Source organism: Microbacterium sp. BG28 (assembly GCF_034044005.1).
GTDB lineage: Bacteria > Actinomycetota > Actinomycetes > Actinomycetales > Microbacteriaceae > Microbacterium.
In genome coordinates, this window is record NZ_JAXCHA010000001.1 from 562,852 (window position 1) to 586,478 (window position 23,627).

Sequence of the window (23,627 nt, forward strand, 5' to 3'; positions counted from 1 at the left end):
GGAAGGGGTGCGCGAGCGGACAGCTCAGCGGGCGAGGGCCGCGCGGATGCGGGCCATCGTCTCCAGGGTGAGACGGGTGCGCTCCTGATCCTCGGCCGCGGCGGCCCCGCCCGCTTCGACGAGCGCGACGAACCGCTCTACCTCGCCGCGCAGCGAGTGACGCTCGTCAGGGATCTCGACAGCCTCCCTATCGCCGTCGACGGCGTGGCGCACCACGCGCCGCGGACTCACGAGGTCGTCGATCGACAGGGTCGCCTTCTCCCCTTCGATCTCGCTCGCACGCCCGGCATTCGTGATCTTCGAGTACGACACGTCCACGACGAGACCGGGGTAGCCGAGCAGGGCGACGCCCGCGCCGTCCGCACCGCTCGCGATCGGCACGTCCAGCGCCCGAACGGAATCGGGACGGCCGAACAGCAGCACGGCCGCGTGCACGGGGTAGACGCCGAGATCCGCGAGGGCCCCGCCGCCCATCTCGGGATCGAAGATGTTGACCCGGCGTCCGGCCAGCACGTCGTCGTAACGGGAGGAGCGCTTGCCGTAGTGCAGGGTCGCGCGACGAAGCACCCCGAGCGTCGTGAGAAGATCGCGAACGACGGCGATCCCCGGGTCATAGGCCAGCCGCATCCCCTCCATGAGGATCACCCGACGCTCGATCGCCTCATCAACGAGCGCGACCCACTCCTGCTCGGAGGCGACGGCGGGCTTCTCGACGAAGACGTGCTTGCCGGCGGCGAGCGCGGCGTGGATCTGTTCAGCGTGCACCGAGTTGGGCGAGCCGACGTAGACCGCGTCGATCGCCGGGTCGGCGAGCACGGCGTCCAGATCGGATGCGGCGTGCGGCGCACCTATGCGCCGGGCGATCTCGGCAGCACGCGCCGCGTCTCGCGAGGTCGCCGTGTGGAGCGAGATGCCCTCGACCTGGGCGACCGCACGCGCGAAGGCCTCGGTGATGATGCTGGAGCCGATCGTGGCGACGTTGATCATCGCACCAGCGTAGGCGGGAGCAACGAGCGTGGACCGCGCTCAGGCGAGCGCCAGCGCACGGTGGACGGATGCGACGGCGCTGGATCCCTCGCCGACCGCCGCCGCCACCCGCTTCATGGATCCGCGTCGCACGTCGCCGGCGGCGAACAGTCGGGGTAGCGAGGTCTCGAACGGCAGCGGCTCGCGGCCCAGCTGCTGCCAGCGGGAGATCGACTGCACGGTGACGTCGGTGCCGGTGCGCAGGAACCCGTGGTCGTCGCGGTCGAGCGATCCGAGCCAGGATGTGGCGGGCTCGGCCCCGATGAAGCAGAACAGCCCACGGGCGTCGACGTCGCCGACGGTGTCGATGCGCACGCTCTCCAGGACACCGTCGCCGCCCAGCGCCGTCACGTTGGCGGCCGTGTGGATGCGGACGCCGGGGCTCTCCAGCAGCCGGTCCACGAGGTAACTCGACATGCGCTGACGCAGGTCCGTCCCGCGCACCACGAGATGCACGGGGCAGCCGTTGCCGGAGAGGTAGAGGGCGGCCTGTCCCGCCGAGTTCGCACCGCCGACCACGACGGAGGGTGCCCCTGCCACCTGGTGCAGCTCAAGCGGCGTCGCCGCGTAGTAGATGCTGGAGCCTTCGAACCGCGACCACCCCTCGATGTTCAGTCGGCGGTAGGCGGCGCCGGAGGTGACGATGGCGGTGCGGGTGCGGATGAGGCGCCCGTCGGCGAGGGTGACCTCGAGCCCTTCGGGCACCTCGGTGATCGCGACGGCTTCGCACGGGGCGTAGACCCGCACCCCGAACTTGAGCGCCTGCAGCGTCGCCTGGCCGATGAGCTGGCCGCCGCTCACGCCGAACGGGAAGCCCAGGAAGTTCTCGATGCGAGAAGTCGCGGCGGCCTGACCACCCGGAGCGACCGCATCCAGGAGCACCGTGTTCAGCCCCTCCGACGCGCCGTAGATCGCGGCGGCGAGCCCGGCGGGTCCGCCGCCGATCACGACGAGATCGACGGCCGCGTCCGTCTCGGCCTGATAGCTGAGCCCCAGCCGGTCGGCAACGACGCCGGGCGTCGCACGGCGGACAGGCTCCCCCTGCAGGTAGGCGATCGGCAGGTCCTCGATCCGCACGCCATGATCGGCGTGCACGCCCATGTCGTCGGGATCCACCTCGACCGCGGTGTGCACGAGGTCGAGCCGCTCGGCGAAGCGGTCGAGGGCGAGGAACTCGCGCGATCCGCGCAGCCCGACGAACTTGAGCGTGAGAGCGGCGGGACCGGTCCGCAGCGACTCCCGGCGGTCCCACAGGGCGTGCAGGATCAGGTCGCAGAGCTCGTCGTCCTCCGCCATCAGCCGACGCAGCTGCGCGCGTGGCACCCGCAGGATGCGGCCGGGCTCGGCCACACGGGCGGACAGGAAGGCCCCCTGCCCGTTCAGCAGGCTCAGCTCACCCGCGAACGTGCGCGCACCCATGCGTGTGAGCACCACCTCGTCGAGCCAGCCCAGTCCGTCGCGCACGATCTCGATCTCGGCGGTGTCGACGAGGATCATGTCGTAGTCGTGATCGCCGGAGCGGAACACGTAGTCCCCGGCGGCTACCTCCTCGGGCGTGCCGTACGAGCACAACCGCTCCCACTGGGCGTCGGTCAGGTCGGACGGACGAGTCGGCACGGCGACGGTCTCGTGGCTCATACGCGGGATTTTCCTCGTCGGACCGTCCCGTTACAACTCGACGGGCGGGTCATCCGCGTTCGGGGCCCATGAGCGGGCGCAGAGCCCGCGTGAGGGCGGCGATGTCGGCGCGGTCCGACCCCGCCAGCACCTCGGCTTCCCGCCTCACGAGCTCCGTCATGGCCGCATCCACCGCCCTGATGCCCTCCTCGGTCAGCAGGATGTAGACGCTGCGCCCGTCGGACGGGTTGCGCTTTCGCACCACGAGCCCCCGCGTCGAGAGATTCGCCAGCCGGTGCGACATCGTCGCACTCGTGATCATCGTCCGTTCGATCAGCTGCGCGGGGCTCAGCCGGTGCGGGGGATCCGCGCGGCGCAGCGCCGCGAGCACGTCGAACTCCCACGACGCGAGACCCGCCGTCGCGAATGCGGCCGCGCGCAGTCGGTCGAGCCGGATAGCCGCACGACGCAACCTCGACATGACATCGAGCGGAGTGAGGTCGACATCGGGCAGGCGCCTGGCCCACGCGTCGATCAGCAGATCGACCTCGTCGTCTCGAGGGGCATCGCTCACACGACGACGGTAGCGCGCCAGGGCGACGCGCAGGCGGCATCACCGATCTGCCGTGCGGAGTGCGAGGATCGAAGCGGCTGACCCACCGGCGGACGGAGCACACCCATGACCTCGTACAACGATCACGTGATCGCCGAGTTCCGGCGCAACGGCGGCCGGGTGGAGAACTTCGGAGACGCGCTCATCCTGCTGCACCATATCGGCGCACGCAGCGCAACCGAGCGCATCTCCCCGCTCATGGCCTTGCCGGACGGGGCGGATGCCTGGCTGATCGCCGCGTCGAAGGCGGGAGCCGAGGACAATCCAGCTTGGTTCCACAACCTCCGCGCGTATCCCGACGTGACGATCGAGACGCCGTCGGGCGAGGTGCCGGTCACGGCTCGGGTGCTCGAGCCCACCGAGAGGGATGCGGCGTGGCAGCGCTTCCTCGAAGCGAGCCCCGGTTTCGGCGACTACGAGCGGCGGACGACACGCACCATCCCGGTCATCCGTCTGGAACGCCGATGACTCAACCCGGCGTCGACGTGCCCGATGCGCGTGGACGTACGGGTCTCGACCGCGCAGGGCGCGAGCTGGACGGCAATCCCAGGGTGAGAGTGCGCGAGGTCCGCGTGCTCACCTCCGATTGGTTCGTGACGCGCACGACGACCTTCGACTTCCAGCACTCGGACGGCACGTGGACCACCGAGCACCGCGAGACCTACGATCGCGGCGACGGAGCGTGCATCCTGCTCTACGACGCCGAAGCGCGCACCGTGCTGCTGACGCGGCAGTTCCGCTACCCGGTCTATGTCAACCGGCATCCTGACGGCATGCTGATCGAGGCGGCTGCGGGCCTGCTCGACGACGACGCTCCGGAAGCGGCGATCCGGCGTGAGGCCGAGGAGGAGACCGGGCGCCCGATCGGCGAGGTCGAGCACGTCTTCGACGTCTACATGAGCCCCGGCTCTGTGACCGAACGGCTGCACTTCTTCGCCGCGCCGTACCGTCGCGGCGATGTGGTCCCGGGAGCGCGAGCGGGACTCGCCGACGAGGGCGAGGACATCGAGGTGCTCGAACTCGACGTCGACGATGCGCTCGAGCGGATCGGTATCGACATCGTCGACGCGAAGACGATCATGCTGCTGCAGTGGGCGGCGCTGCGCGGACCGTTCTCGGCGGCCCGTTCGTGACGACGCGGCTGCTGCTGGTCTCGGACACCCACATCCCGCCGCGGGCGCGCACCCTTCCGGACGCGGTGCGTCGACGCGCGGACGACGCCGATCTGATCGTGCACGCCGGCGACTGGGTGGTCGATTCGGTGCTGGACGACCTCGCGCAGCACGGTGAGGTCGTCGGGGTCTACGGCAACAACGACGGCGCGGACCTCCGAGCCCGCCTGCCGCTGGTCGCGCACCGTCGGATCGAGGGTGTCCGCCTGCGCGTCGTGCACGAGACGGGCGACGCGCGCTCGCGAGAGCGCCGGATGGATGCGGCGTACCCCGAGACCGATCTTCTCGTGTTCGGACACAGCCACATCCCGTGGGACACTCTCACGCCCGGAGGGATGCGCCTGCTGAATCCGGGCTCGCCGACCGACCGGCGCCGCCAGCCCCACCACACCTGTATGACCGTCACGATCGACGACACGGATATCCAGGCGACGCTCGTCACGCTCTGAATGCTCGGTCAGCCCTCGTCCACCGAGGCGAACACCGACCAGATCGAGGGCGGGTCGCCCGCGGTGCGCTCGAGGATGACGTACTCGGTCTCGGGACGCTCGGCGATGAAGCGCCGCGCGTCCTCCAGCGACATCACTCGCTCCGTCACCTCATCGCCGTTGCGCTCCGACCAGGCGTTCTTGAACTGGACGCGGTACTCCTTCATGCCGTCCGGCTCCGTCACTGGATGCGGTCGACCTGCACGCGGATGAGATCCGCCTCCGGAAAACGTGACAGCAGCAGATCGGCGACCTCGCGGCCGGTGTCGGCTGCCCCCACCGACGCGTCCGCGGAGATCCGCACCTGGACGAGTTCCGGAGCCGCATCCCCCGTCAGGAGCGGGGCGACGGAGCCGATGGCGCCGGCCACCGCATCCGCGACGCGCGGCGGGAAGACCGCGGCGACGCCGGGAGAGGTGAGGACGAGTTCGGTCACCGCGTCCGGCGGCGTGGAGGGCAGGTTCATGACGCGTCCCTTCGCGGCGTGGGGGCGTGGATGTCCTCGATCGTGACGTCGATCGCGGCCACCTCGAGATCGGTGTGGCGCTCTATGACCTCCGCGACCCGACGGCGCACGTCATCGGCCACGGCGTGCGCGTCGAGATCCCAGGCGATGGATGCGGTGACGTCGATCGTCACCGCAGCGCCGAGCTGCTCGGCGTCGCCGATGATGCGCGTGCGTCCGATGAACACGCCGTCCAGTTCGTCGGCGGCCGAGCGCAGCAGGGTGCGCACCGCGCCCTCTGCGACGGTGATCCGCACCCTCGGGTCGGGGTGACGCACCGGCAGATCGCGCCCGGACCGTAGCTCCGCCGCGACCTGGTCGAGGATGCCGCCGAACCATCCCGCCGACGGCTCGGGAAGCGAGGCCGCGTCGGCGGCGAACAGATCGCGGGAGAGGTCTCCGACGCGGGAGAGGGACTCGAGGGCGTTCAGGCACTCCGGGCACTGCTCGATCTCGGCGTCGCGCGGCGAGCGCCCCGCCTCCAGATACTCGCTCAGCTCCTGGATCGTGCGTCCGCAGTCGAGGACGTCGGATGAGGCGTTCGATGCGGTCATCGCCATCCCTCCATCCCGATCATGATGCTCGCTCTGGCGCGGGCGAGATTTCCGCGGACAGTGCTCACCGGCACGTCCAGTTCCTCCGCGATCTCGGAGTAGCCGAGCCCCGCGGCTTCCCGGAGCAGCCAGGCCCGTCGCTGCGCTTCCGGCAGCCTCTCCAACGCGGCCGAGAGTGCCGCGAGTCTAGCGTTACGTTCGGCGACGTGCTCGGGCCTGGTGCTCTCGGGTGTGGACGGCTCCCAGTCCTCGAACGGTCCCTCCTTCGCGGAGCGGCGCAGGACCCGAAGTGCTTCGCGCGACGCGATGCGCAGCAGCCACGCTCTGACCGACGAACCGTCGCGCAGGTTCGGCAGCTGTCGCCACGCGACGACGAAGGCGTCCTGCACCACGTCGTCAGCGTCAGCCTGCGAGCGGAGCATGCGTGCGATGTACGCGCGCATGAGCGGGCTGTGCCGACGCACGATCTCCGCGAAGGCTGCGACGTCGTCATCGACAGCACGCTCCACCAGGATGCGGTCGGACAGCGCTGCGAGGCCTCTCGCCCCCGGTTCGGGCTCCGCCATCGGCCCCTCCGAAATCCGCCGGAACTTTTTTGTGACGATCCGGCGGGTAGGTGCCTCATGTCAGTAGGGCGAAGTTAGCGCCGACGACGAGAACCGTCTCGCGCTCTTGTCACCGCCCTGGCAACGAGATAAAGGAGCACATCATGGCCACGGAGCAGAAGACCACCCCCGCCGTCACCCCCGCCCGCGTCGACCGCGGCGCCGTCGGCACGACCGGAGTCGCCTCGACGGTCGCGGCCGCAGGTCGGACCGTCATCGCCGATGGCGTGGTCGCGAAGGTCGCCGGTATCGCGGCACGCGAGGTTCCCGGCGTCTACGCACTCGGCGGGGGCGGCGCCCGCGCTCTCGGCATGATCCGCGACGCCATCAACGCGACCGACCTCACGCAGGGCGTGAAGGTCGAGGTCGGCGAGACGCAGGCCGCGGCCGACCTCACGATCGTCGTCGAGTACCCGGCGCCCATCCAGGAGGTCGCCGCCGGCGTGCGTGCTGCGGTGGCCGGTGCGATCTCGCGCCTGGTGGGCCTCGAGGTCGTCGAGGTCAACGTCGAGGTCAACGACGTGCACCTTCCCGGTGACGACACCGACGACGACACCGAGGCGCGCGTCGCATGAGCGCCACGGTGAGCGGAGCGCTCGTGGGTGCGGTGCTCGCCGTGTCCGCCCTGCTGTTCGGCTTCTGGGGATTCCTCCTGGTCGCCCTGTTGATGGGCATCGGCGCGCTGGTCGGTCGCGTCGTGTCGGGTTCGCTCGATCTTCGCGCGCTCGCCAACGTGTTCTCCGGCCGCCGCACATCATGAGCACCGCGACCTGGTCCGCCCTCGGCGGCGGGATGACGCCCGCCGCCGAGACGGTCCTGCCGGGCCGCACGCTCGTGGCCGAGCGAGCCCTGGTCGCCGTGTGCGAACAGGTCGCCGCCCGGGCCGTCGGCCTCCCCCGACGCGAGATCACCGTCCGGCTCGGCGCGACCGCCGGCGCGCTGGCGGTCCGGGTGGAGGCGCCGCTTCCCATCCCCGACCTCTCGGATGAGGCGCTGCCCGCCGAATCCGAGAACGTCACCGCTCGCGGACACCGCATCCGCGAGCAGATCCGCACCGACGTCGCGGCTCTCACCGGGCGCGACGTGCGCCGCATCGACCTCACGATCACCGGCGCCCGCATCGAGAAGAGGAGGAGGGTCAGATGAGGAGCACCGCTTCGCCGGACCGCGCGCTCGCGCGCGTGCAACGGCGTGAGACCCATTCGCCCCGGTCAGCCGCGATGGTCACCGCCGTGATCCTGCTGATCGCGCCGATCGCCTACCTCGGGGTCGAGATCGTGCTCGTGATGGCGGGCGCACCGGCGCTCGTCGCCGCCCCGGCCGATCTCCTGCGCGGCATCTCGGCGGCGACCGGCACGCCCATGACCGCGATCGGCGCCGCCGTGGCGCTTCTGGGCGTGGTGCTGGTGGTGGTCGCCGTCACCCCCGGCCGGCTGGCGAAGCACACCATGGCCGCCGCCGACGGCACGATCGTCGTCGTGGACAACGGTGTGATCGCCGCGGCGCTCGCCCAGCATCTGAGCGACATCCTCGGCATCGACCGGCGCCGGCTCACCGTCGGAGTCGGCCACCGCCGCGTCGATGTCACCGTCCGGCCCGAGACCGGTCTGAGCATCGACCTCGACCAGGTGCGCGCCGCATCCGACGCGGAACTGGCCACGTACCGGTTGACTCCGTCGGTCGCGCTCAGCGTGCACAGCCGCCACGATAAGAAGGAGGCGCGATGAATCCCACCCGTCGTGGCCTCAACCGCTGCCTCGTCCTCCTCGTCGGCCTCATCTCCCTCGCCTCGGGAGGGGCCGCCGTGTGGGCGTCCGTCTCCGTCGACGCCCGTCGCCTGTGGGAGCAGGCCCTGGCCACCGCCGCCGCCGCCGTGGATGCCGCGCACACGGCGACCCTCGTCGGCGCGGGTCCCGTGTCATGGGCGGGCCTGGGCGCAGTCGCCGGCGCGGTGATCCTCATCGTGCTTCTGCTCGTCCCGGTCGGGCTGCTGGCGCACCGGCGTTCGCGCACCGTGCTGCGCAGCGCCGAGACGGATGCCGCGTCCGGCCGCGTCGTCGTCCGGGAGGGGTTCGCCTCCGACGCGGTCACGGCATCGCTCGCGCAGCGGGCCGACATCCTCTCTACGCGCGTCGTGGCCGACGACGTTCGCAACGCTCCTGTGCTCCACGTGGCCGTGACCCCGCGCCCCCAGGCGTCGCCGCGCGAGATCGCCGACCACGTCGCCGCCGTCGGCGCCCGTCTCGACGCGCTCCTGGACCGTCCCACGCGGACCTACATCTCACTTCACGCAGGACTGCGGGCACGTCTCGCCCCGGACCGGCGCACCCTCACGTGACCGCGCACCGCGCGCGGGTCATCCGAAAGAAGAGAAAGGAGACCCTCATGGGACTCGACGACAAGATCAAGAACGCTGCGGAGGACCTCGTCGGCAAGGCCAAGGAGGCCGCCGGCAAGGTCACGGGCAACGAGAAGCTCGAGGCCGAGGGCAAGGCCGAACAGGCCACGTCCGATCTCAAGCAGGCCGGCGAGGACGTGAAGGACGCCTTCAAGTAAGCCGGAACGGACGTGCCCCGCGGCCTCGGTCGCGGGGCACGTCGCTTCCAGGGATACCCATGCCGGGCTCCGACTGCGACGATCGACGGGTGTCCGCCGCCACCTCCCCCGCCCGCTCGCGGATCGTCGTCGCTCCCGACAGCTTCAAGGGATCGATCGACGCGACCAGTGCGGCAGGCGCCCTGGCCGAGGGGTGGCGGAGCGTCCGTCCCGACGACGAGCTGCTGCTGCGGCCGATGGCCGACGGCGGCGAAGGCACGCTGGATGCGTTCGCCGCCGCCATGCCGGAGGCGAGGCGAATGCCCGTCGCCGTGACGGGACCGACCGGGCGACGCATCGACTCCCACTGGCTGATGCTGCCCGGCGAGCGCCCCCGCACCGCCGTGGTCGAGCTGGCGTGCACCTCCGGCATCGAGCTCGTCGGCGCCGACGAGACGGTCAATCCGCTGGCGACGCACACGCTCGGGTTCGGCCAGGCCATCCGCGCCGCCCTCGCGGCAGGCGCCACCCGCTTGCTGCTCGGAATCGGCGGCAGCGTGTCCAGCGACGGCGGCGCGGGCGTGCTCACCGCGCTCGGAGCGGTCGTGCGCGATGCTCACGGCCGCCAGGTCGCCTCCGGAGCCGCCGGGCTCGCGCGCGCCGCATCCTTCGATGCCGAACGCCTCATCCCGCCGCCGGTCGACGGGATCCTCGTGCTCTCCGACGTCCGCGCCCCGCTCTTGGGCCCCGACGGCGCCGCGCGGGTGTTCGCTCCGCAGAAGGGAGCCGACCCCGATCAGGTCGACCGGATCGAGACCGCGCTGACGCGGTGGGCGCGGGTCGTCGGCGCCGACCCGGACGGAGCGGGAGCGGGAGCTGCCGGCGGATGCGGCTTCGGCCTGGTGGCCTGGGGGGCTCAGCTCGCTTCGGGGGCGGACGCGGTCGCCGAGACGATCGGGCTCGATGCCGCCCTCGCGGGTGCGGTGCGGGTGATCACGGGTGAGGGGTCCTACGACTCCCAGTCACTGCTGGGCAAGGCGCCGGGCGTCGTCCGCGCGTACGCGGAGGCTCGTGGTGTGCCCGTGAGCGTCGTCGCGGGCCGCTTCGGCGTCGCCGCCGGAGCGGATGACCTGTCGCTGGTCGACGTGGCGGGCTCCCCCTCGGCGGCCCTGTCGGATCCGCGACGATGGCTGCGCGAAGCAGGCGCCCGCCTCGCGCGCAGGCACACGGGGCGCGATAGCGTGTAGGGACGGTACCGGCGAGGCGAGGAGCGCACGATGAGTCTTCGCGCGCGACTGCGTCGGCGGGTCGAACAAGACCTGCGCAGCGCCCGCGTGCTCATCGACGGCGACGCCGAGGCTCTCATCACCGGCATCCGGCGCGTCGTCGGCCCCGACCAGCTCGTCCTGCCCCGCGTCGGCGATCGGCCGGCCGATCTCGGCGTCGTGATCATCGACCGCAAGGCGCACGGTTCCACTCTGCACCGTGCGCAGGAGTTCTTCGCCCGTATCGACGCGCAGCTCGTCGACGACGCACCGCGGATCTGTCTCATCGTGGGCGGCGCGAACTCGGTGGCCCCGCGCACCCTCGCGCGTCTGCTCAGCGCCGAGGTCGTCCACCAGATCGTGGTGAGCACCACGCCCTCGCTGGCTACCACGCGAGACCGGGCCGATCGCCGCCGCCTGCGCGCACTGGGCTGGCTCGGAATCGACATCCTGCGACTCGGGCGGGTCTGAGCGACGCCACTCGAACCGCAAGGAATGCGCAAGGAATGCGCAAGATCCGCAACCTCGCCGCAAGATTCGGGTGGTTCCGTCCGAATTCCCCGGCACGCCGTCCGCAGCCGGAACCACTCTCGTACCGTAGCTCCAGCAGCACTCCGCTGCTCTCGGTGAGCGCCCCGTCACCCGAAGACGTGGGCGCTCACCGCTCCTTCGGCAGGGGACGACATGGCGAAGACTCCTGCGCTTCCGAGCGCACGAAAGCGGCAGTGGGGATCCGAACGACGCCGCGAACCGCTGCCCACGCTCCACCCGCGTCCCTCGGCCGCGAAGATCGTCTGGGCACGCGTCGCGATCGCGATCACGGTCGCCGGCTGGGCCGCCTACATGCTCACGACGGCACTGCGCCAGATCTTCGCCTACGACGGCGAACACATCTGGCCCACGATCGAGGCCTGCATCTACGCCCTCGTCATCACAGCACTGAGCTTCTCCGCACTGATGTTCCTCGTGCAGCGAGAGGCGGCTCTCAGACGGTTCCGCGATCACGAGCGGGTGCCGCGCGCAGAACTCGACCGCCACTTCGACGACGAGCACGGCGACGGGATGACGGTTCTCATCCCCTCCTACGCCGAGGAGCCCGCGGTCATCCGCAAGACCATGTGGTCGGCCGCGCTGCAGGAGTATCCGTCGCTGCGGGTCGTGCTGCTGCTGGATGATCCTCCGTTCCCCACCGATCCGCACACGCTCGCGCGCTTGGAGGCGACCCGTCAGATCGCGCTCGGTATCGCCGAGGACCTGGCCGAGCCCGCGTACCGCTTCACAGAGGCACTGTTCGACTTCGAACAGCGTGCCGCAACGGGCGGCGTCGGCGAGTCGGAGATCCTCTCCCTGCGCGACGAGTACCGCTACGCGGTCGCCTGGCTGAACGACATGGCGGACTCCGAACCGCACGAGGACCACGTCGACACCTTCTTCATCGAGCAGGTCGTGCGCGGGCTGGCCGAGGACCTGGACCTCACCGCGTCCGCGCTGGAATCCGCGGCCGAATCGGGGACCGAGCTCTCGCACCAGCGTCTGCACGAACTGCACCGGCGCCTCGTGTGGATCTTCTCGGTGGATGTGGGCACGTTCGAGCGCAAGCGCTACGCGTCGCTGTCCAGCGAGGCGAACAAGGCGATGAACCTCAATGCGTACATCGGTCTGATGGGCGGTCGCTACCGGTTCGTCGAAGGTCCAGGTCGCAAGACCGTCCTGCGCCTGGTCGCGGGCGCAGGGCAGGAGGCGGATCTCGTCATCCCCAACTCGGACTACCTGCTCACCCTCGACGCCGACTCGCTGCTGCTGCGCGACTACTGCCTGCGCCTGGTCTACTTCCTCGAGCAGCCCGGCAACGAACGCGTTGCCGTCACCCAGACGCCGTACTCCTCGTTCCGTGGCGCCCCGACGCGCATCGAACGCCTGGCCGGCGCGACGACCGACATCCAGCACATCCTCCACCAGGGCATGTCCGGCTACGACGCGACCTTCTGGGTCGGCGCCAACGCCGTGATCCGTATGGAGGCCATGGACGACATCATGCAGATCGACGATGTCGACGGCTTCGAGGTGCGCCGCTACGTGCAGGACCGCACCGTCATCGAGGACACCGAGTCCTCGGTTGATCTCGCCGATCACAACTGGACGCTCGTGAACTACCCCGAGCGCCTCAGCTACTCGGCCACCCCGCCCGATTTCGGCTCCCTCGTGGTGCAGCGGCGGCGCTGGGCGAACGGCGGCCTGCTCATCCTGCCGAAGTTCCTGCGTCAGGTCCGCGCCCGCAGGCGCAGTTCGCGCCCGGTGCGGCTGGGCGAGTGGATGATCCGCGTGAACTACATGGCGTCGCTGGCGTGGGCCAGCTTCGCACTGCTCTTCCTGCTCACGTTCCCGTTCGACAGCGACTTGCTGAGTCCGCTCGTCCTGGCGGCTGCGGCGCCGTACTTCCTGTGTCAAGCGAGCGACCTCAAGTACTCCGGCTACCGCTACCTCGACATCCTGCGCATCTACGGCTTCAACCTCATCCTGCTTCCGGTGAACCTTGCCGGCGTACTGAAATCGATCGAGCAGGGCCTGACCGGCCGCAAGATCCCGTTCGCCCGCACCCCGAAGGTGCGTGAGCGGACGGCGACGACCCTTCTCTATGTCGTCGCCCCATGGGCGATCGTCGCGTTCTCGATCTTCACCGCGTGGTGGAGTTTCAACGCCCAGAACTGGGGCACGTTCTTCTTCGGCACTCTCAACGCGGTCTGCGCCTTCTGGGCCTGCGTCGAGAACATCGGCATCCGCAACTCGCTCGTCGATGTGTGGATGGGGCTGACCAACTGGATGTGGGTTCCCGTTCCCACCGAGACCGTGGGCCGCGCCGCCCCCGGCGAACCCGGCTTCGACTGGCAGGACGCGCTGTTCCACGGCTACCCCGCCGCCGGTGATCCGGTCCGTCGAGGGGCCCGACCCGCCGCATCCGCCGCGGCTGAGCCCGCGCCGTCGCGCGCGCTCGAGGCGCGAAGCGCAACGGGCCCTGCCGCATGAATCCACGCGTCGCCTACACCGCACCGCCCGCTCCCGGCCCATACGACGGCAAACGCCTCTCGCCGTGGCGGGTCGCGCTCGGGGTCATCATCCTCGTCGCCATCGTGGCCGGTTCGCTCGTCGGCTATCGCCTCCTCGTGGTGGACCAGGTGCGCGCGGTCACGGGAGCTGCATGGTTCGCGCCATATGTCGACGTCACGACGACACCGTTCTTCCCGTTCGAGAAGCCCGAGAACGCCGCTGACCGGGACGTCGTCCTCTCCTTCGTGGTGGCCGCCGCAGCGGATTCGTGCACACCGTCCTGGGGCGGCTACTACGACCTCGACGAGGCGGCGCGCGATATGGATCTCGATCGGCGCATCACGCGACTGCGCGCAAACGGCGGCGATGTCGTCCTGTCCTTCGGCGGGGCAGCGGGTACCGAGCTCGCCAACGCCTGCACCGACGAAGAGGGGCTCGGGCAGGCGTATCGGAGCGTCATCGACCGCTACGACGTGTCGACGATCGACCTCGACATCGAGGGGGAGAACCTCGAGGATCCCGTGTCGGGTCTGCGCCGGGCGGTCGCGATCGCCGATCTCCAGCGCGAGCGGCGGGCGGCGGGCGAGGACCTCGCCGTCTGGCTCACGTTGCCAGTCGCGCCCGACGGGCTGAACGCCCCCGCACGCACCGCCATCGCGCAGATGCTGGAGTCCGGCGTCGATCTGACCGGGGTCAACGTCATGACGATGGACTACGGCGTCGACCGCGGCACGCAGACCATGGCCGACACCGCCATCGACGCGCTCCGCGCGACGCATGCGCAGCTCGGCGCGCTCTACAAGGCCGCCGGGACGACGCTGACCGCGCCCACCCTCTGGGGCAAACTGGGCGCCACACCCATGATCGGTCAGAACGACGTGGCCGGCGAGGTCTTCACCCTCGACGATGCGGAGGCGCTGAACGCCTTCGCGCAGCAGCAGCGGATGTCACGACTGTCGATGTGGTCGTTGAACCGGGACCGGACGTGCGGCACCAATTACGCCGACACCTCGGTCGTCTCCAACGACTGCAGCGGCGTCGACCAGCAGGACGCGACATTCGCCGAAACCCTCCAGCCGGGATTCGAGGCCGCACCCGACGCGTCGGCCGGGCGCCGGACCACGCCGGAACCTGTTCCCACGGTGACCGACGACCCCGCAACGAGTCCGTACCCGATCTGGAGTGAGACCAACACGTATCTCTCGGGCGCGAAGGTCGTCTGGCGGCAGAACGTCTACGAAGCGAAGTGGTGGACGCGCGGCGATGATCCGGACAATCCGTTGGCGGATGCGGACTCGTGGCCGTGGCGGCTGATCGGCCCCGTGCTGCCGGGCGAGACCCCCTACCCGCAGCCCACGCTGCCGGCGGGCACCTACCCGGACTGGGACCCGGCGGCGACGTACACCGAAGGTCAACGGGTCATGTTCCAGCAGGTCCCCTACGAGGCCAAGTACTGGACACGCGGCGACAGCCCCGCCGCCCAGGCCACGGATGCAGACGGCTCGCCGTGGCAGCCGCTGACGATCGCGCAGCTCGAGCAGATCATCCAGAGCGGCCCCTGACACGGAGCCGCGTCAACCCCCGCGAAGGAGGACGCACTGCGGCGTAGCGTGCCGGCATCCGCTGGATCCGATCGAGAGGAGACCACGATGTCGAACAACACTTTCCCGCCCCCGGTGCCGCTTCCCGGCGACGGGGAGTCGGATGAGGCGCCGACGCGCGAGGTGGACGGCGAGGAGGTGCTCGACCAGGATCTCGACGACGGCCGGATCGACAGCGCCGACGCGGACCGCATCGCCTCTCAGGAGGGCGATGTGAGCTGAAACGGAGTCCAGGGGCCCGCGCAGATTCACCGAAGTGCTCGACGGTGCACTCGGGTGAGGCCCTCACAGCCTCGGCGCGGGCGGCCTCCTCGGAGAAACCCGTGCCCCGGGGCGGCGATCGCCGCCCCGGGGCACGGGTTTCTCGTCCGTCAGAGCTCGGAGCGACGCGCCCGCGCGCGCAGCCGGAGCATCGCCAGGATGCCGAGCCCGAGCATCGCGGCTCCGAACAGCGACGCCGACATCAGCGGCGCCGTGTCCTGTCCCGTCGCGGCCAGCGCACCCGCAGCCGCGCGTACGGTGACGGGCAGCTGAGCGAGGATCCGGTCGCCATCCCGCAGTTGGATGTGGTGCTCTCCGGGTGTGATGTCCGCCGGGATCGTCACGGTCGCACGCAGCGCGCCGTCGGTCACATCGACCGTGGCGAGTGCGCGATACGTGCTCGCGATGCCGATCTCCACCTTGGAGACATCGATCCCCTGCGCCGTCACCGTCACCGACTCACCCGCACGCACATCCGTACGCGACAGGACTGCGGTCACGTCGGAGCCGCCGGCCTCGCCCGGGTTTCCGGGGTTGCCGGGGTTGCCGGGGTTTCCGGGGTTGCCGGGGTTTCCGGGCTCGGTTCCCCCTTCAGCCGTGAAGGTCCAGTTGTCGACCTCCATGAGCTTCGAGTCCGCGCCGCCCTCGGGCTCCGCGAAGACGAAGAACACGTCGTGCTCCCCGGTCGCGCCGGTGACGTCGGCCGTCACGGTGGTCCACTCGCCCACGGTTCCGTCGACGGCGATCTCGCCGACGACGGGGCCGTCGACCTCGTCGAGGCGAACCTGGATCGACGCACCCTCGACGAGCGGCTTGACCCGAGCCGAGACCGATGCGGCACCTTCTCCGAAGTCGACCCCCGAGATTCCGGCGAAGTCGCCGTCGTCGATGGAGCTCAGCGCCATGTTGCCGCTGCCGTTGTGCTCGGGGAACTCGACCGACGCCGCATCCGTTGCGACCGTCTTCAGCCCGAGCTGCCATGCCAGCGTCTCGGCCTCGAAGGTGCGGTACGGGTCGAACGCCTCGACCTGCTCCACACCTGCGCGGGTTCCCTGAACAGGCTTGATGGTGCCGTCCTCGTTGAACTCGAGCTTGTCGATGTGCACCGACCGGTAGCCCTGGGTCGACCCAGGGGTTCCGAGTGCCGCCGCCCACGCCGCGCCACGCGTCTGAGCGTGGTACGTGAAGTACGTCTCGCCCTTGAACGTGAACATGTCGGAGTGGTTGTTGCCGCCGTTGCCCGCGCCGAAGAAGTTCGACTGGTTCTGGAACGCGACACCCGCGTACTTCGACGCCGGCAGGTTCATCGGGTCGTCGGTCATCATGTAGGCGATCGCGCCGGTGGGCGGGTAGACGCCCTCCTGCGGACGCACCTGGAAGTTCGACGAGTACGAGTAGTAGTACGTGTCGCCGCGCTTGAACATGCTCGAGGCCTCGAACATGCCGGGGCCGTCGATCTCCACGGGGTCGCCGTCGAGCGTCACCATGTCGTCCTTCAGCTTCACGACACGCGTCGACTTGGGGTTCTGCGGCCCCTGGACGTTGTCGCCCGAGCCGATCTGCGAGTTGCCGCCGAAGTACAGGTACGCCTGCCCGTCGTCGTCGATGAAGACCTCGGGGTCGAACAGCCACATCCCCGCCGGGAATCCCCCGCCGGCGATGTACTCGGGCGAGACGGTGTCCGGGATGATCTTCTTGCCCACCGGGTCGGTCCAGGGACCGAGGGGCGATCCGCCCACGACGACGGCGGTGCCAGTACCGCTGTCGCAGAAGTACAGGTAGACCTTGCCGTCCTTCTCGATCGCCGCCGGAGCCCACGAGTTGCGCGCCCACGGAGCTGCACCGCCCTCACGCGCGATCGGGACCGCGCCGTGGTCGACCCAGTTGACCATGTCGGAGGTCGACATGACGTTCAGGCGGGTGATGGCACCGTAACCGTTGGACTGCGTGGGCAGGCCGTTGGCGTCCTTGGTGTTCGCCTCGTACTGCTGGGTGTCATCCGTCGAGTAGATGTAGAGGCGGCCGTTGTAGATCAGGTGATGCGGGTCGGCGCCGAACTTGTGACCGACGAGCGGGTTGTGGTCGCCGATGGGCTTGGTCTGCACCTCCTCCAAGCTGCCGTAGGTCGGCGTCGCCGGAGCGTCAGCGATCTTGATGAGCGACATGTCGTCGACCTGGAAGTCCTGCAGAGCGCTCGATCCCCACGGCGTCTCCACGAAGAGCCAGTCCGCGGACGCGTGGCTCGCCGTGGCGGTGAACTCCTTGGAGAAGGTGCCCCACTCACCGCGCGTGTAGGTCTGACCGTTGTCGACGCAACCGTTGAAGTTGCTCGGGCAGAACGTGAAGTTGAACTGCTGGGTCGGCTCACCCTCGGTGTACTTCAGCTTGCCCCCGAGACGGTACGTGGCACCGGCTTCGAGCTTGCCCGTCACCGAGGCGAAGGGACCCGACTGGGTGTTGGTGCGACCGGTGACCTTGAGGGAATGTGCCCCGCTGGCTGCGTCATCGCTGAGCGCGAGCGTGCCGGAGCGCGGCGCGGTCCATCCGGTGAACCCGTCCACGAACCGGCCGTCGGGAAGCAGATTGCCGGCGACGGCGGGCGGCTCGGTCACGACGGGCGTGCCGGGGTCGGCGCCACCTGCCGTGGTCAGGGAGACATCGTCGATGACGAAGCTCTGCACGTTCGTGTTCCACGGTGTTTCGACGAACATGATGTCGTAGGTGGAGATCGCCGGGGTGAAGGTCTTCTCAAGGACCTTCCACTGGCCGGCGGTGACCGTGGCGCCGGTCACGACATCGCACTGGCTGCGCGAGCTCGTGCACAGCACGACGTTGAAGTTCTGCGTGGCCGCGCCCGCGTCGAACTTCACCGCGAGCGACAGGTCGTAGCTCTTCGCCGGGTCCAGGAGGCCGGTGACGGTGGCCGTCGGTCCCGACTGGAATGTGGTGCGACCGCTGATGGCGAGCGACTTGCTCCCCGACTTGGCGTCGTCGCTCTCGGCGAGCGTTCCGCCCAGGGGCGCGGTCCAGCCGCTGATCCCGGTCTCGAACGTGCCGTTCGCGATCAACGGGGTCGACGCCGCGTGGGCCGCGGGAATCGCGACCGCCGAGGACAGCGCGAGCGCGCCGATTCCCAGCAGCGCGCCGACTGTCCGTGGCCCGCGTGCGTGTGCACGGCGTGGGGTGCGTAGGGGTGGTCTCACGTCTTGTCTCCTTTGAGTTCGAGTGCCACCAGCGCCTCGTCTGCGAAAGCGCCGCTCCCGTCGATCTGTCGCCGGCCTCACCGGCCACGAACCCGGTTCCAACGCAGTGAGCCACCTTGCTCGCTGCACCCTGTCCGCGCACGGGAGGCCGCGGGACGCCGTCACCTTCACACGCAGGCTGGTCGCCGCTGTGAGGGGCCGACTCACCCTGCGTCGTCGGCGTCTGGTCGTCGGCGAGAACGCGAGGGTGGGGAACCGTTCGCAATGTTACCGGTACCATTAGCGCTAACACAATGGCTTCGCATAACAAACTCTCAGTTTCGACCGATTTTCGATCATCACACGCTGCCTTCGCGGCGTCCTGAGCGGCTCGGTATACGACAAGGCGAGGAAACCGACCGGACCTGCGACGGAATATCCCGGCGCGACCGAGGGGAGACGCCCCGCAGACTGCCGTACGGCCGGAGTCGGCGCTATCGTCGCCTCGTGATCTCTGCCCCGCTGGCGTTGCGAGACGTGTCGATCCGCTATCCGCGCGCCGGAGCGCCCGATCTCGTCATCATCGAGAACCTCTCCATCGATGTCCCCGCCGGACGCATGCACTGTCTCGCCGGCCGCAGCGGCTCCGGCAAGACGAGTGTGCTCAAGACGGCCGCGGGTCTCGTACGCCCGACCTCCGGCAGCGTGGCATGGTCGGGGGTCGTGGTCTCGGCACAGAGCGACGATGCGACGACGGCACTACGGCGCACCCACGTCGGCTACCTCGACCAGGGCGGCGTGCTGATCGACGGCCTGACCTCTCTCGAGAACGTGCTGCTGCCCGCCGTCCCCGACCGGCGCAGCCGCGATCTCGGGCGCAGGGCACGAGATCTCCTCGGCCGCCTCGGCGTCGGCGCACGGTCTCGGTCTCACCCGGGCGAGCTCTCCGGCGGCGAGCGCCAGCGGGTGGCGCTGGCGCGGGCGCTGCTGCTCGAGCCTCGTCTGCTGGTGGTGGACGAACCGACAGCGAGCCTCGATCGCCAGAACGCCGACGGCGTGATCGCGCTGCTGCGCTCGATCGCGGATGCGGGTACGGCCGTGCTCGTGTCGGCGCACGACCCCCAGCTCATCGACGCCGCCGACACCCGAACCGTGATGACATGAGAGCACGCGTGCCCCGCCGCGATCGCGCGCGCGCACCCCGCGCTCTCACCCGATTCCTCCGCCGGCGCCTGCGTCTCACCTCGCTCGCGCTCATCGGCATCGTGCTGGTGGCCGCATCCGGCTTGCAGAGCGCGTCCGCGGACGCACTGCGTGAGACGCTCGATGCCAACTGGCGCGGGGACTACGACATCCTCGTGACGGCAGGCGGCTCCTCACCGCTCAGCGGCGCGAGCGGGGGTCTGCTCGGCCCCGGCGCCCTGACCGATGCGAGCCTCGGTCACATCGCGAGCGCGGATGTGGCACGGGTCCAGGGCCTGGAGGGCGTCGAGGTCGCCGCTCCGATCGGCGCGTTCGCGACGCCCACGACCGATGTCGCGAAGGCGACGTTGCTCGTACCGCTGGACGGCTCCGCCACGGGGCCGCGCGCATACCGGGTGTCCACCACGCTGGTCATCGACGACGGCGTGACGCCGGCGCGCACCATCGATGCGAGCGTCGACATCGTCATCGACCAGACGGCGTGGGAGGGGTATCGCCAGCTGCAGGACGGCGAGAACCGACCGGTGCGCGCCGTCACCTCGGCCGGCGAGGTCGCCTACGGCGCGGAGACGGATGTCGACCGCAACGTTGCGTGGACGTTCGGCGGATGGGAATCGGCAGAACAGCCGCCAGCCGGCGAGGGGGTCGTGGCCCTCACGCTGCCGGTCGAAGCCGTCCGCACCGCGCATGTGGTGCTGGTCGACCCGGTCGCCGAGAAGAAGCTGCTCGGCGATGCCGGCGCCGTGATGGATCCGCTCATCGACACGAGCGCACTGATAGGCCGCCTGGGCGACAACTTCTTCGACCCCGCCGACCCCCCGTCGCCAGGCGATGACCTGAACACGCTGTTCGAGAAGGGCGTGGCAACCCAGCCCACACCGATCCTGACGCGAGCCGTCGATACGCCGGCCGCGCATCTGAGCGTGGCCCTGACTCCGCTGGACGCGCCGAACGACGAGCTGGCGGCGACCCTGGCGCGGGCGACGGCGGGCGATGATGTCTTCCCCGATCTCGACGCCGCGGGCACGGGCCCGACCACCACCCTGTACTCGGGTGAGCCCGGCGACGCCCTGTCCCCCCTCACCTTCGACAGCATCGACGTCCCGTGGCCCGGATGGACCCCGCCGCCGTCCGCACCCTATGCGCAGTACCCGATGTTCCGGCTCGCCGGCTCCCCCATCCTTTCGGCCGTGGATCCGCAGGCGACCACGCTCGCTCACGCCGTGTCGGCGGACGCGGCCGCCGACCAGAGTGACGCATCCGCGCCGCTGCTCCGGCTGCGCGCGACCGGGGAGTCCGACGGCGAGCTGCTCTTCTCGTCCCTGGCGCCCTTCCCCGGAACGGATGCGGGCACGGCCGGCCCGTACGAGACGAACACCTGGCCGGTCGGCACCTTCACCCCCGCCCAGCTGCACGAGGAGGGGTCGGCGCTCGGGCAGGTGGGGCTCGGATACGACGAGTCCGCACCGATCATCGCCGACGGCGCTGACGCCGCCGCCGATGGCACCGCGCTCCCCGCATCCTTCTCGGGGCTCGGGTTGAACACCTCCGGGGCCTTCGCGATCGCGGATCTGCAGAACGCGCAGTACCTGCACATGACCGATCCGGTCTCGTCGGTCCGGGTCCGCGTCGCGGGCATCGACGGGTACACCGCCGACGCCCAGGCCAAGATCCTCGACGTGGCGTCCCGCATCCGGGATCTGGGTCTGACCGCGACCATCGTGGCCGGGTCGTCGTTCGAGACCGTGCCGGTGGCGCTCGAGCCGCCGATGGGCACGCCCGGCGATGCGCAACCCCTCGTCGTGAATCAGGACTACTCGCGACTCGGCGCGGCCGCGATGGCATCCGAAGGCGTCTCGGGCACCAATCTGGCGCTGCTGGTGATGTCGATGCTCGCGGCGACCGCACTGCTGCTGTTCACGCAGCTGAGCTCGATCGCCTCGCGGCGGGCGGATGCGGCCGTCCTGCACCAGGTCGGGTGGACCCGCCGGCGCATCCGTGCCTGGTTCCTCTCCGAGGAGGCCGTCGCAACACTCCTGCTGGTCGCAATCGGTGCGCTCACGCTGCTGACCTCGGCCATGATCGAAACGGTCTCGTATCTTGTCGGGATCGCGGTGGCCGCGAGCCTCGTGGGATCCGCCGTGCTGGTGGCGCGCAGCGCGCTCGTGCGCACAGCCAGCGCCCGCCGAGCGCGTATCGGATCGGGTGCGGTCACGACACCGACCCTGCTGGGTCTGCGCAACGCCCGCACCAGCGGGGCCACGACGCTGGCGCTGGCCGCGGCTCTGGCACTCGTCGCCCTGGCCGCCTCGACCGCGGTCGCGGTGCTGATCGCGGGCCGCGCCGCCGCAGGAGAGTCGCGCCTCGGATCGTTCGCCGCGTCGCAGGCGCTCGTCCCGCAGGGCACCCTGATCGCCGTGACCCTCGGGGCCGCGTGCATCCTTCTGGTCGTCATCCGACGCCTCGGGCTCGAGCGACGCACGAGCGCGGAGCAGGCGCTGCGCGCGATGGGATGGCAGCGCACACACCTGCGGCGCGCAGCCGCCGCCGAGATCTTCACCGCGGCGGTGCCGGGCGTGATGGCCGGGGCAGCGCTCGCGACGGCGGGCGCACTCGCCTTCGCCCCCTCAGCCACCGTCGCGGCCGTCGTCGTCGGGACGATCGCCGCCACCGCCGCGGGACTGATCCTCGTCAGCGACGGGGCGCGGTCGTCGGGTCGGCCAGGATCGGCGCGAAGGCGAGTTCGGCGGGCCCGATGAGCATGAGGCGTGAGCGCAGCCGGGAACGCTCGAGGCGCACGACGCGCCCCTCCGCCCCCAGCGGATGCAGGCGCACCGCCGCCGACAGCCGCTCCCTGCTGACCGAGAGAAGCGAGCCCAGATAGCCCGAGAGCACCACGAGCTCAGGACTGAACGCGTTGACGAAGTTGGTCAGCGCGATCGAGAGCACATCGACCTGCCGCGCGACCTCCGCCATGACCTTCGGGTCGCGTGCGACCCCCAGTTCGACATCCAGTTCGTCCTCGTCGAGCCGTCGGCGTCCGAGCAAGGGCTCGATCAGGCTGAGATCCACCTCCGCCTCCAAGCATCCCCGCCGGCCGCAGACGCACCTGATGCCGCCGGGGTTGACGACCGTGTGACCGAGCTCGCCCGCGTAACCCGACGTACCGCGCAGCAGGGTGCCGTCCATGATGACCCCGCCTCCGATGCCGCGCAGCGAGCCGCCGAGGTAGAGCAGGTTGCGGGTCCCGCGGGCGACGCCGAAGCGCGTCTCCACCAGTGCGCCGATACTCGCGTCGTTGCCGGCGGTCACGTGCATGCCGAGCTTGTCGGACATCCGCGCGGCGATCGGTTCGTTCCGCCACTGCAGCGTCGGCGCCACCAGCACCGATCCGCGGGCATCGACCAGGCCCGGCACGGCGAGGCCCACACCGACCACGCGATAGTGCCGATCGATGTCGGCGCGCATCACGTTGATGAGATCGACGGCGAGCTGCACGAAGCGGCGCGGACTGACGGGCCGGGCGGTGTCGTGATGCAGGCGGGCGTGCACCGTGCCGCCGAGCCCGATGAGCGCGACCGTGACGCCGTCCGCATCCACGCCCACGCTGATGGCCGAGACCGCGTCGTCGACCTGCAGCTCCGAGATGGGCCGGCCCGCCTTGCCCGTCGAGGGCACCGCCGGCAGCTCCCGCACCAGAGCCGCGTCCATCAGCTCCGCGACGAGGCCCGTGATCGTCGAGCGGTTGAGACCCGTCTGGGCACTGAGCTGTGCGCGCGAGAGGGTGCCGTTCAGCCGGAGCTCCGACAGCACCGCCACGAGGTTCTGCCGGCGGACCGCGTCATTCGTGGTTCCACCCCCCGCGGAGCCCGCGGGGGGTGGAAGATCAGGCCCCGTCGCCACGGTCACCGCAGTCACCCGGCAATTCTGACACGGCGTCCGGCGGTCGCCCGGC

The 23,627-nt window shown here is 70.3% G+C and carries 25 protein-coding genes; 16 read left to right on the forward strand and 9 right to left on the reverse strand.

The features are described 5' to 3' along the window. Positions 1-24: 24 nt before the first annotated feature. The 3 genes from SK224_RS02860 to SK224_RS02870 are packed head-to-tail and all read right to left on the reverse strand — an operon-like array spanning position 25 to position 3,217. Positions 25-987, reverse strand: a complete 963-nt coding sequence (locus SK224_RS02860) for a Gfo/Idh/MocA family oxidoreductase (RefSeq protein ID WP_320433284.1) — start codon at positions 985-987, stop codon at positions 25-27. A 39-nt stretch (positions 988-1,026) separates the two neighbouring features. Next, positions 1,027-2,664 carry an FAD-dependent oxidoreductase gene (locus SK224_RS02865; protein WP_320433285.1) on the reverse strand — a complete coding sequence of 546 codons (1,638 nt, stop codon included), beginning with the start codon at positions 2,662-2,664 and terminating at the stop codon, positions 1,027-1,029. Positions 2,665-2,713: 49 nt separating this feature from the next. Then, positions 2,714-3,217, reverse strand: a complete 504-nt coding sequence (locus tag SK224_RS02870; protein WP_320433286.1) for a MarR family winged helix-turn-helix transcriptional regulator — start codon at positions 3,215-3,217, stop codon at positions 2,714-2,716. A gap of 105 nt (positions 3,218-3,322) precedes the next feature. On the opposite strand from SK224_RS02870, the gene SK224_RS02875 reads away from it, so the two are divergent. From SK224_RS02875 to SK224_RS02885, 3 genes are read left to right on the forward strand one after another with little or no spacing between them, the layout of a single operon-like run. After that, positions 3,323-3,724: a nitroreductase/quinone reductase family protein gene (locus SK224_RS02875; protein ID WP_320433287.1), complete on the forward strand. Its 402-nt coding sequence runs from the start codon at positions 3,323-3,325 to the stop codon at positions 3,722-3,724. Further along, positions 3,721-4,389, forward strand: a complete 669-nt coding sequence (locus tag SK224_RS02880; RefSeq protein ID WP_320433288.1) for an NUDIX domain-containing protein — start codon at positions 3,721-3,723, stop codon at positions 4,387-4,389. The genes SK224_RS02875 and SK224_RS02880 overlap by 4 nt, the downstream gene beginning before the upstream one ends. Beyond that, complete coding sequence (locus tag SK224_RS02885; protein ID WP_320433289.1) at positions 4,386-4,877, forward strand: metallophosphoesterase family protein; 492 nt, start codon at positions 4,386-4,388, stop codon at positions 4,875-4,877. Before SK224_RS02880 ends, SK224_RS02885 begins: the two co-directional genes overlap by 4 nt. 8 nt (positions 4,878-4,885) lie before the next feature. Here the strand turns inward: SK224_RS02885 and SK224_RS02890 are convergent, their stop codons facing one another. The 4 genes from SK224_RS02890 to SK224_RS02905 are packed head-to-tail and all read right to left on the reverse strand — an operon-like array spanning position 4,886 to position 6,541. Beyond that, complete coding sequence (locus SK224_RS02890) at positions 4,886-5,101, reverse strand: hypothetical protein (protein WP_320433290.1); 216 nt, start codon at positions 5,099-5,101, stop codon at positions 4,886-4,888. Continuing rightward, positions 5,098-5,382, reverse strand: coding sequence for a hypothetical protein (locus SK224_RS02895; protein ID WP_320433291.1), 285 nt, complete (start codon positions 5,380-5,382; stop codon positions 5,098-5,100). Before SK224_RS02895 ends, SK224_RS02890 begins: the two co-directional genes overlap by 4 nt. Continuing rightward, positions 5,379-5,975 (reverse strand): Asp23/Gls24 family envelope stress response protein, encoded by a 597-nt coding sequence (locus SK224_RS02900; protein ID WP_320433292.1) that lies wholly within the window; start codon positions 5,973-5,975, stop codon positions 5,379-5,381. The genes SK224_RS02895 and SK224_RS02900 overlap by 4 nt, the downstream gene beginning before the upstream one ends. Further along, on the reverse strand, positions 5,972-6,541 hold the full coding sequence (locus tag SK224_RS02905; RefSeq protein ID WP_320433293.1) for an RNA polymerase sigma factor: 570 nt from the start codon (positions 6,539-6,541) through the stop codon (positions 5,972-5,974). The genes SK224_RS02900 and SK224_RS02905 overlap by 4 nt, the downstream gene beginning before the upstream one ends. 143 nt (positions 6,542-6,684) lie before the next feature. Between SK224_RS02905 and SK224_RS02910 the strand changes: the two genes are divergently transcribed. The 11 genes from SK224_RS02910 (at position 6,685) to SK224_RS02960 (ending at position 15,248) form a co-directional block, all read left to right on the forward strand. Continuing rightward, the gene (locus tag SK224_RS02910; protein WP_320433294.1) at positions 6,685-7,155 is read left to right on the forward strand and encodes an Asp23/Gls24 family envelope stress response protein; all 471 of its coding nucleotides are present in this window, start codon (positions 6,685-6,687) and stop codon (positions 7,153-7,155) included. Next, positions 7,152-7,340 carry a DUF2273 domain-containing protein gene (locus tag SK224_RS02915; RefSeq protein ID WP_320433295.1) on the forward strand — a complete coding sequence of 63 codons (189 nt, stop codon included), beginning with the start codon at positions 7,152-7,154 and terminating at the stop codon, positions 7,338-7,340. The genes SK224_RS02910 and SK224_RS02915 overlap by 4 nt, the downstream gene beginning before the upstream one ends. Then, entirely contained in the window at positions 7,337-7,726 is a 390-nt protein-coding gene (locus SK224_RS02920; RefSeq protein ID WP_320433296.1) for a hypothetical protein, read from the forward strand. The genes SK224_RS02915 and SK224_RS02920 overlap by 4 nt, the downstream gene beginning before the upstream one ends. Further along, complete coding sequence (locus tag SK224_RS02925; RefSeq protein ID WP_320433297.1) at positions 7,723-8,307, forward strand: DUF6286 domain-containing protein; 585 nt, start codon at positions 7,723-7,725, stop codon at positions 8,305-8,307. The genes SK224_RS02920 and SK224_RS02925 overlap by 4 nt, the downstream gene beginning before the upstream one ends. Further along, entirely contained in the window at positions 8,304-8,918 is a 615-nt protein-coding gene (locus tag SK224_RS02930) for a hypothetical protein (protein ID WP_320433298.1), read from the forward strand. Before SK224_RS02925 ends, SK224_RS02930 begins: the two co-directional genes overlap by 4 nt. A 47-nt stretch (positions 8,919-8,965) precedes the next feature. Next, entirely contained in the window at positions 8,966-9,136 is a 171-nt protein-coding gene (locus tag SK224_RS02935; protein WP_320433299.1) for a CsbD family protein, read from the forward strand. 89 nt (positions 9,137-9,225) lie between these two features. After that, positions 9,226-10,362 (forward strand): glycerate kinase, encoded by a 1,137-nt coding sequence (locus SK224_RS02940; protein WP_320433300.1) that lies wholly within the window; start codon positions 9,226-9,228, stop codon positions 10,360-10,362. A gap of 30 nt (positions 10,363-10,392) precedes the next feature. Next, entirely contained in the window at positions 10,393-10,851 is a 459-nt protein-coding gene (locus tag SK224_RS02945; protein ID WP_320433301.1) for a hypothetical protein, read from the forward strand. Between the two features lie 213 nt (positions 10,852-11,064). Further along, a complete protein-coding gene (locus SK224_RS02950; protein WP_320433302.1) occupies positions 11,065-13,404 on the forward strand; it encodes a glycosyltransferase family 2 protein in 2,340 nt (779 codons plus the stop codon). Then, on the forward strand, positions 13,401-14,987 hold the full coding sequence (locus tag SK224_RS02955; protein ID WP_320433303.1) for a chitinase: 1,587 nt from the start codon (positions 13,401-13,403) through the stop codon (positions 14,985-14,987). The genes SK224_RS02950 and SK224_RS02955 overlap by 4 nt, the downstream gene beginning before the upstream one ends. An 87-nt stretch (positions 14,988-15,074) precedes the next feature. Beyond that, positions 15,075-15,248 (forward strand): hypothetical protein, encoded by a 174-nt coding sequence (locus SK224_RS02960; RefSeq protein ID WP_320433304.1) that lies wholly within the window; start codon positions 15,075-15,077, stop codon positions 15,246-15,248. 149 nt (positions 15,249-15,397) lie between these two features. Here the strand turns inward: SK224_RS02960 and SK224_RS02965 are convergent, their stop codons facing one another. Beyond that, positions 15,398-18,490, reverse strand: coding sequence for a carbohydrate binding domain-containing protein (locus SK224_RS02965; RefSeq protein WP_320433305.1), 3,093 nt, complete (start codon positions 18,488-18,490; stop codon positions 15,398-15,400). A gap of 486 nt (positions 18,491-18,976) precedes the next feature. Between SK224_RS02965 and SK224_RS02970 the strand changes: the two genes are divergently transcribed. Together SK224_RS02970 and SK224_RS02975 are read left to right on the forward strand one after the other, a co-directional pair. Continuing rightward, the gene (locus SK224_RS02970; RefSeq protein ID WP_320433306.1) at positions 18,977-19,633 is read left to right on the forward strand and encodes an ABC transporter ATP-binding protein; all 657 of its coding nucleotides are present in this window, start codon (positions 18,977-18,979) and stop codon (positions 19,631-19,633) included. Further along, positions 19,630-22,431, forward strand: coding sequence for a hypothetical protein (locus SK224_RS02975; protein WP_320433307.1), 2,802 nt, complete (start codon positions 19,630-19,632; stop codon positions 22,429-22,431). Before SK224_RS02970 ends, SK224_RS02975 begins: the two co-directional genes overlap by 4 nt. On the opposite strand, the gene SK224_RS02980 is transcribed toward SK224_RS02975, so the two are convergent. Continuing rightward, the gene (locus SK224_RS02980) at positions 22,364-23,590 is read right to left on the reverse strand and encodes an ROK family protein (protein ID WP_320433308.1); all 1,227 of its coding nucleotides are present in this window, start codon (positions 23,588-23,590) and stop codon (positions 22,364-22,366) included. The genes SK224_RS02975 and SK224_RS02980 overlap by 68 nt on opposite strands. Between the last annotated feature and the right edge of the window lie 37 nt (positions 23,591-23,627).

What these genes read in the sequence shown, in the direction of transcription:
- SK224_RS02860 (WP_320433284.1), bottom strand. Translation starts at nt 987, where the DNA reads ATGATCAACGTCGCCACGATCGGCTCCAGCATCATCACCGAGGCCTTC.
- SK224_RS02865 (WP_320433285.1), bottom strand. Translation starts at nt 2,664, where the DNA reads ATGAGCCACGAGACCGTCGCCGTGCCGACTCGTCCGTCCGACCTGACC.
- SK224_RS02875 (WP_320433287.1), top strand. Translation starts at nt 3,323, where the DNA reads ATGACCTCGTACAACGATCACGTGATCGCCGAGTTCCGGCGCAACGGC.
- SK224_RS02880 (WP_320433288.1), top strand. Translation starts at nt 3,721, where the DNA reads ATGACTCAACCCGGCGTCGACGTGCCCGATGCGCGTGGACGTACGGGT.
- SK224_RS02895 (WP_320433291.1), bottom strand. Translation starts at nt 5,382, where the DNA reads ATGAACCTGCCCTCCACGCCGCCGGACGCGGTGACCGAACTCGTCCTC.
- SK224_RS02900 (WP_320433292.1), bottom strand. Translation starts at nt 5,975, where the DNA reads ATGACCGCATCGAACGCCTCATCCGACGTCCTCGACTGCGGACGCACG.
- SK224_RS02905 (WP_320433293.1), bottom strand. Translation starts at nt 6,541, where the DNA reads ATGGCGGAGCCCGAACCGGGGGCGAGAGGCCTCGCAGCGCTGTCCGAC.
- SK224_RS02910 (WP_320433294.1), top strand. Translation starts at nt 6,685, where the DNA reads ATGGCCACGGAGCAGAAGACCACCCCCGCCGTCACCCCCGCCCGCGTC.
- SK224_RS02915 (WP_320433295.1), top strand. Translation starts at nt 7,152, where the DNA reads ATGAGCGCCACGGTGAGCGGAGCGCTCGTGGGTGCGGTGCTCGCCGTG.
- SK224_RS02920 (WP_320433296.1), top strand. Translation starts at nt 7,337, where the DNA reads ATGAGCACCGCGACCTGGTCCGCCCTCGGCGGCGGGATGACGCCCGCC.
- SK224_RS02925 (WP_320433297.1), top strand. Translation starts at nt 7,723, where the DNA reads ATGAGGAGCACCGCTTCGCCGGACCGCGCGCTCGCGCGCGTGCAACGG.
- SK224_RS02930 (WP_320433298.1), top strand. Translation starts at nt 8,304, where the DNA reads ATGAATCCCACCCGTCGTGGCCTCAACCGCTGCCTCGTCCTCCTCGTC.
- SK224_RS02935 (WP_320433299.1), top strand. Translation starts at nt 8,966, where the DNA reads ATGGGACTCGACGACAAGATCAAGAACGCTGCGGAGGACCTCGTCGGC.
- SK224_RS02945 (WP_320433301.1), top strand. Translation starts at nt 10,393, where the DNA reads ATGAGTCTTCGCGCGCGACTGCGTCGGCGGGTCGAACAAGACCTGCGC.
- SK224_RS02950 (WP_320433302.1), top strand. Translation starts at nt 11,065, where the DNA reads ATGGCGAAGACTCCTGCGCTTCCGAGCGCACGAAAGCGGCAGTGGGGA.
- SK224_RS02955 (WP_320433303.1), top strand. Translation starts at nt 13,401, where the DNA reads ATGAATCCACGCGTCGCCTACACCGCACCGCCCGCTCCCGGCCCATAC.
- SK224_RS02960 (WP_320433304.1), top strand. Translation starts at nt 15,075, where the DNA reads ATGTCGAACAACACTTTCCCGCCCCCGGTGCCGCTTCCCGGCGACGGG.
- SK224_RS02975 (WP_320433307.1), top strand. Translation starts at nt 19,630, where the DNA reads ATGAGAGCACGCGTGCCCCGCCGCGATCGCGCGCGCGCACCCCGCGCT.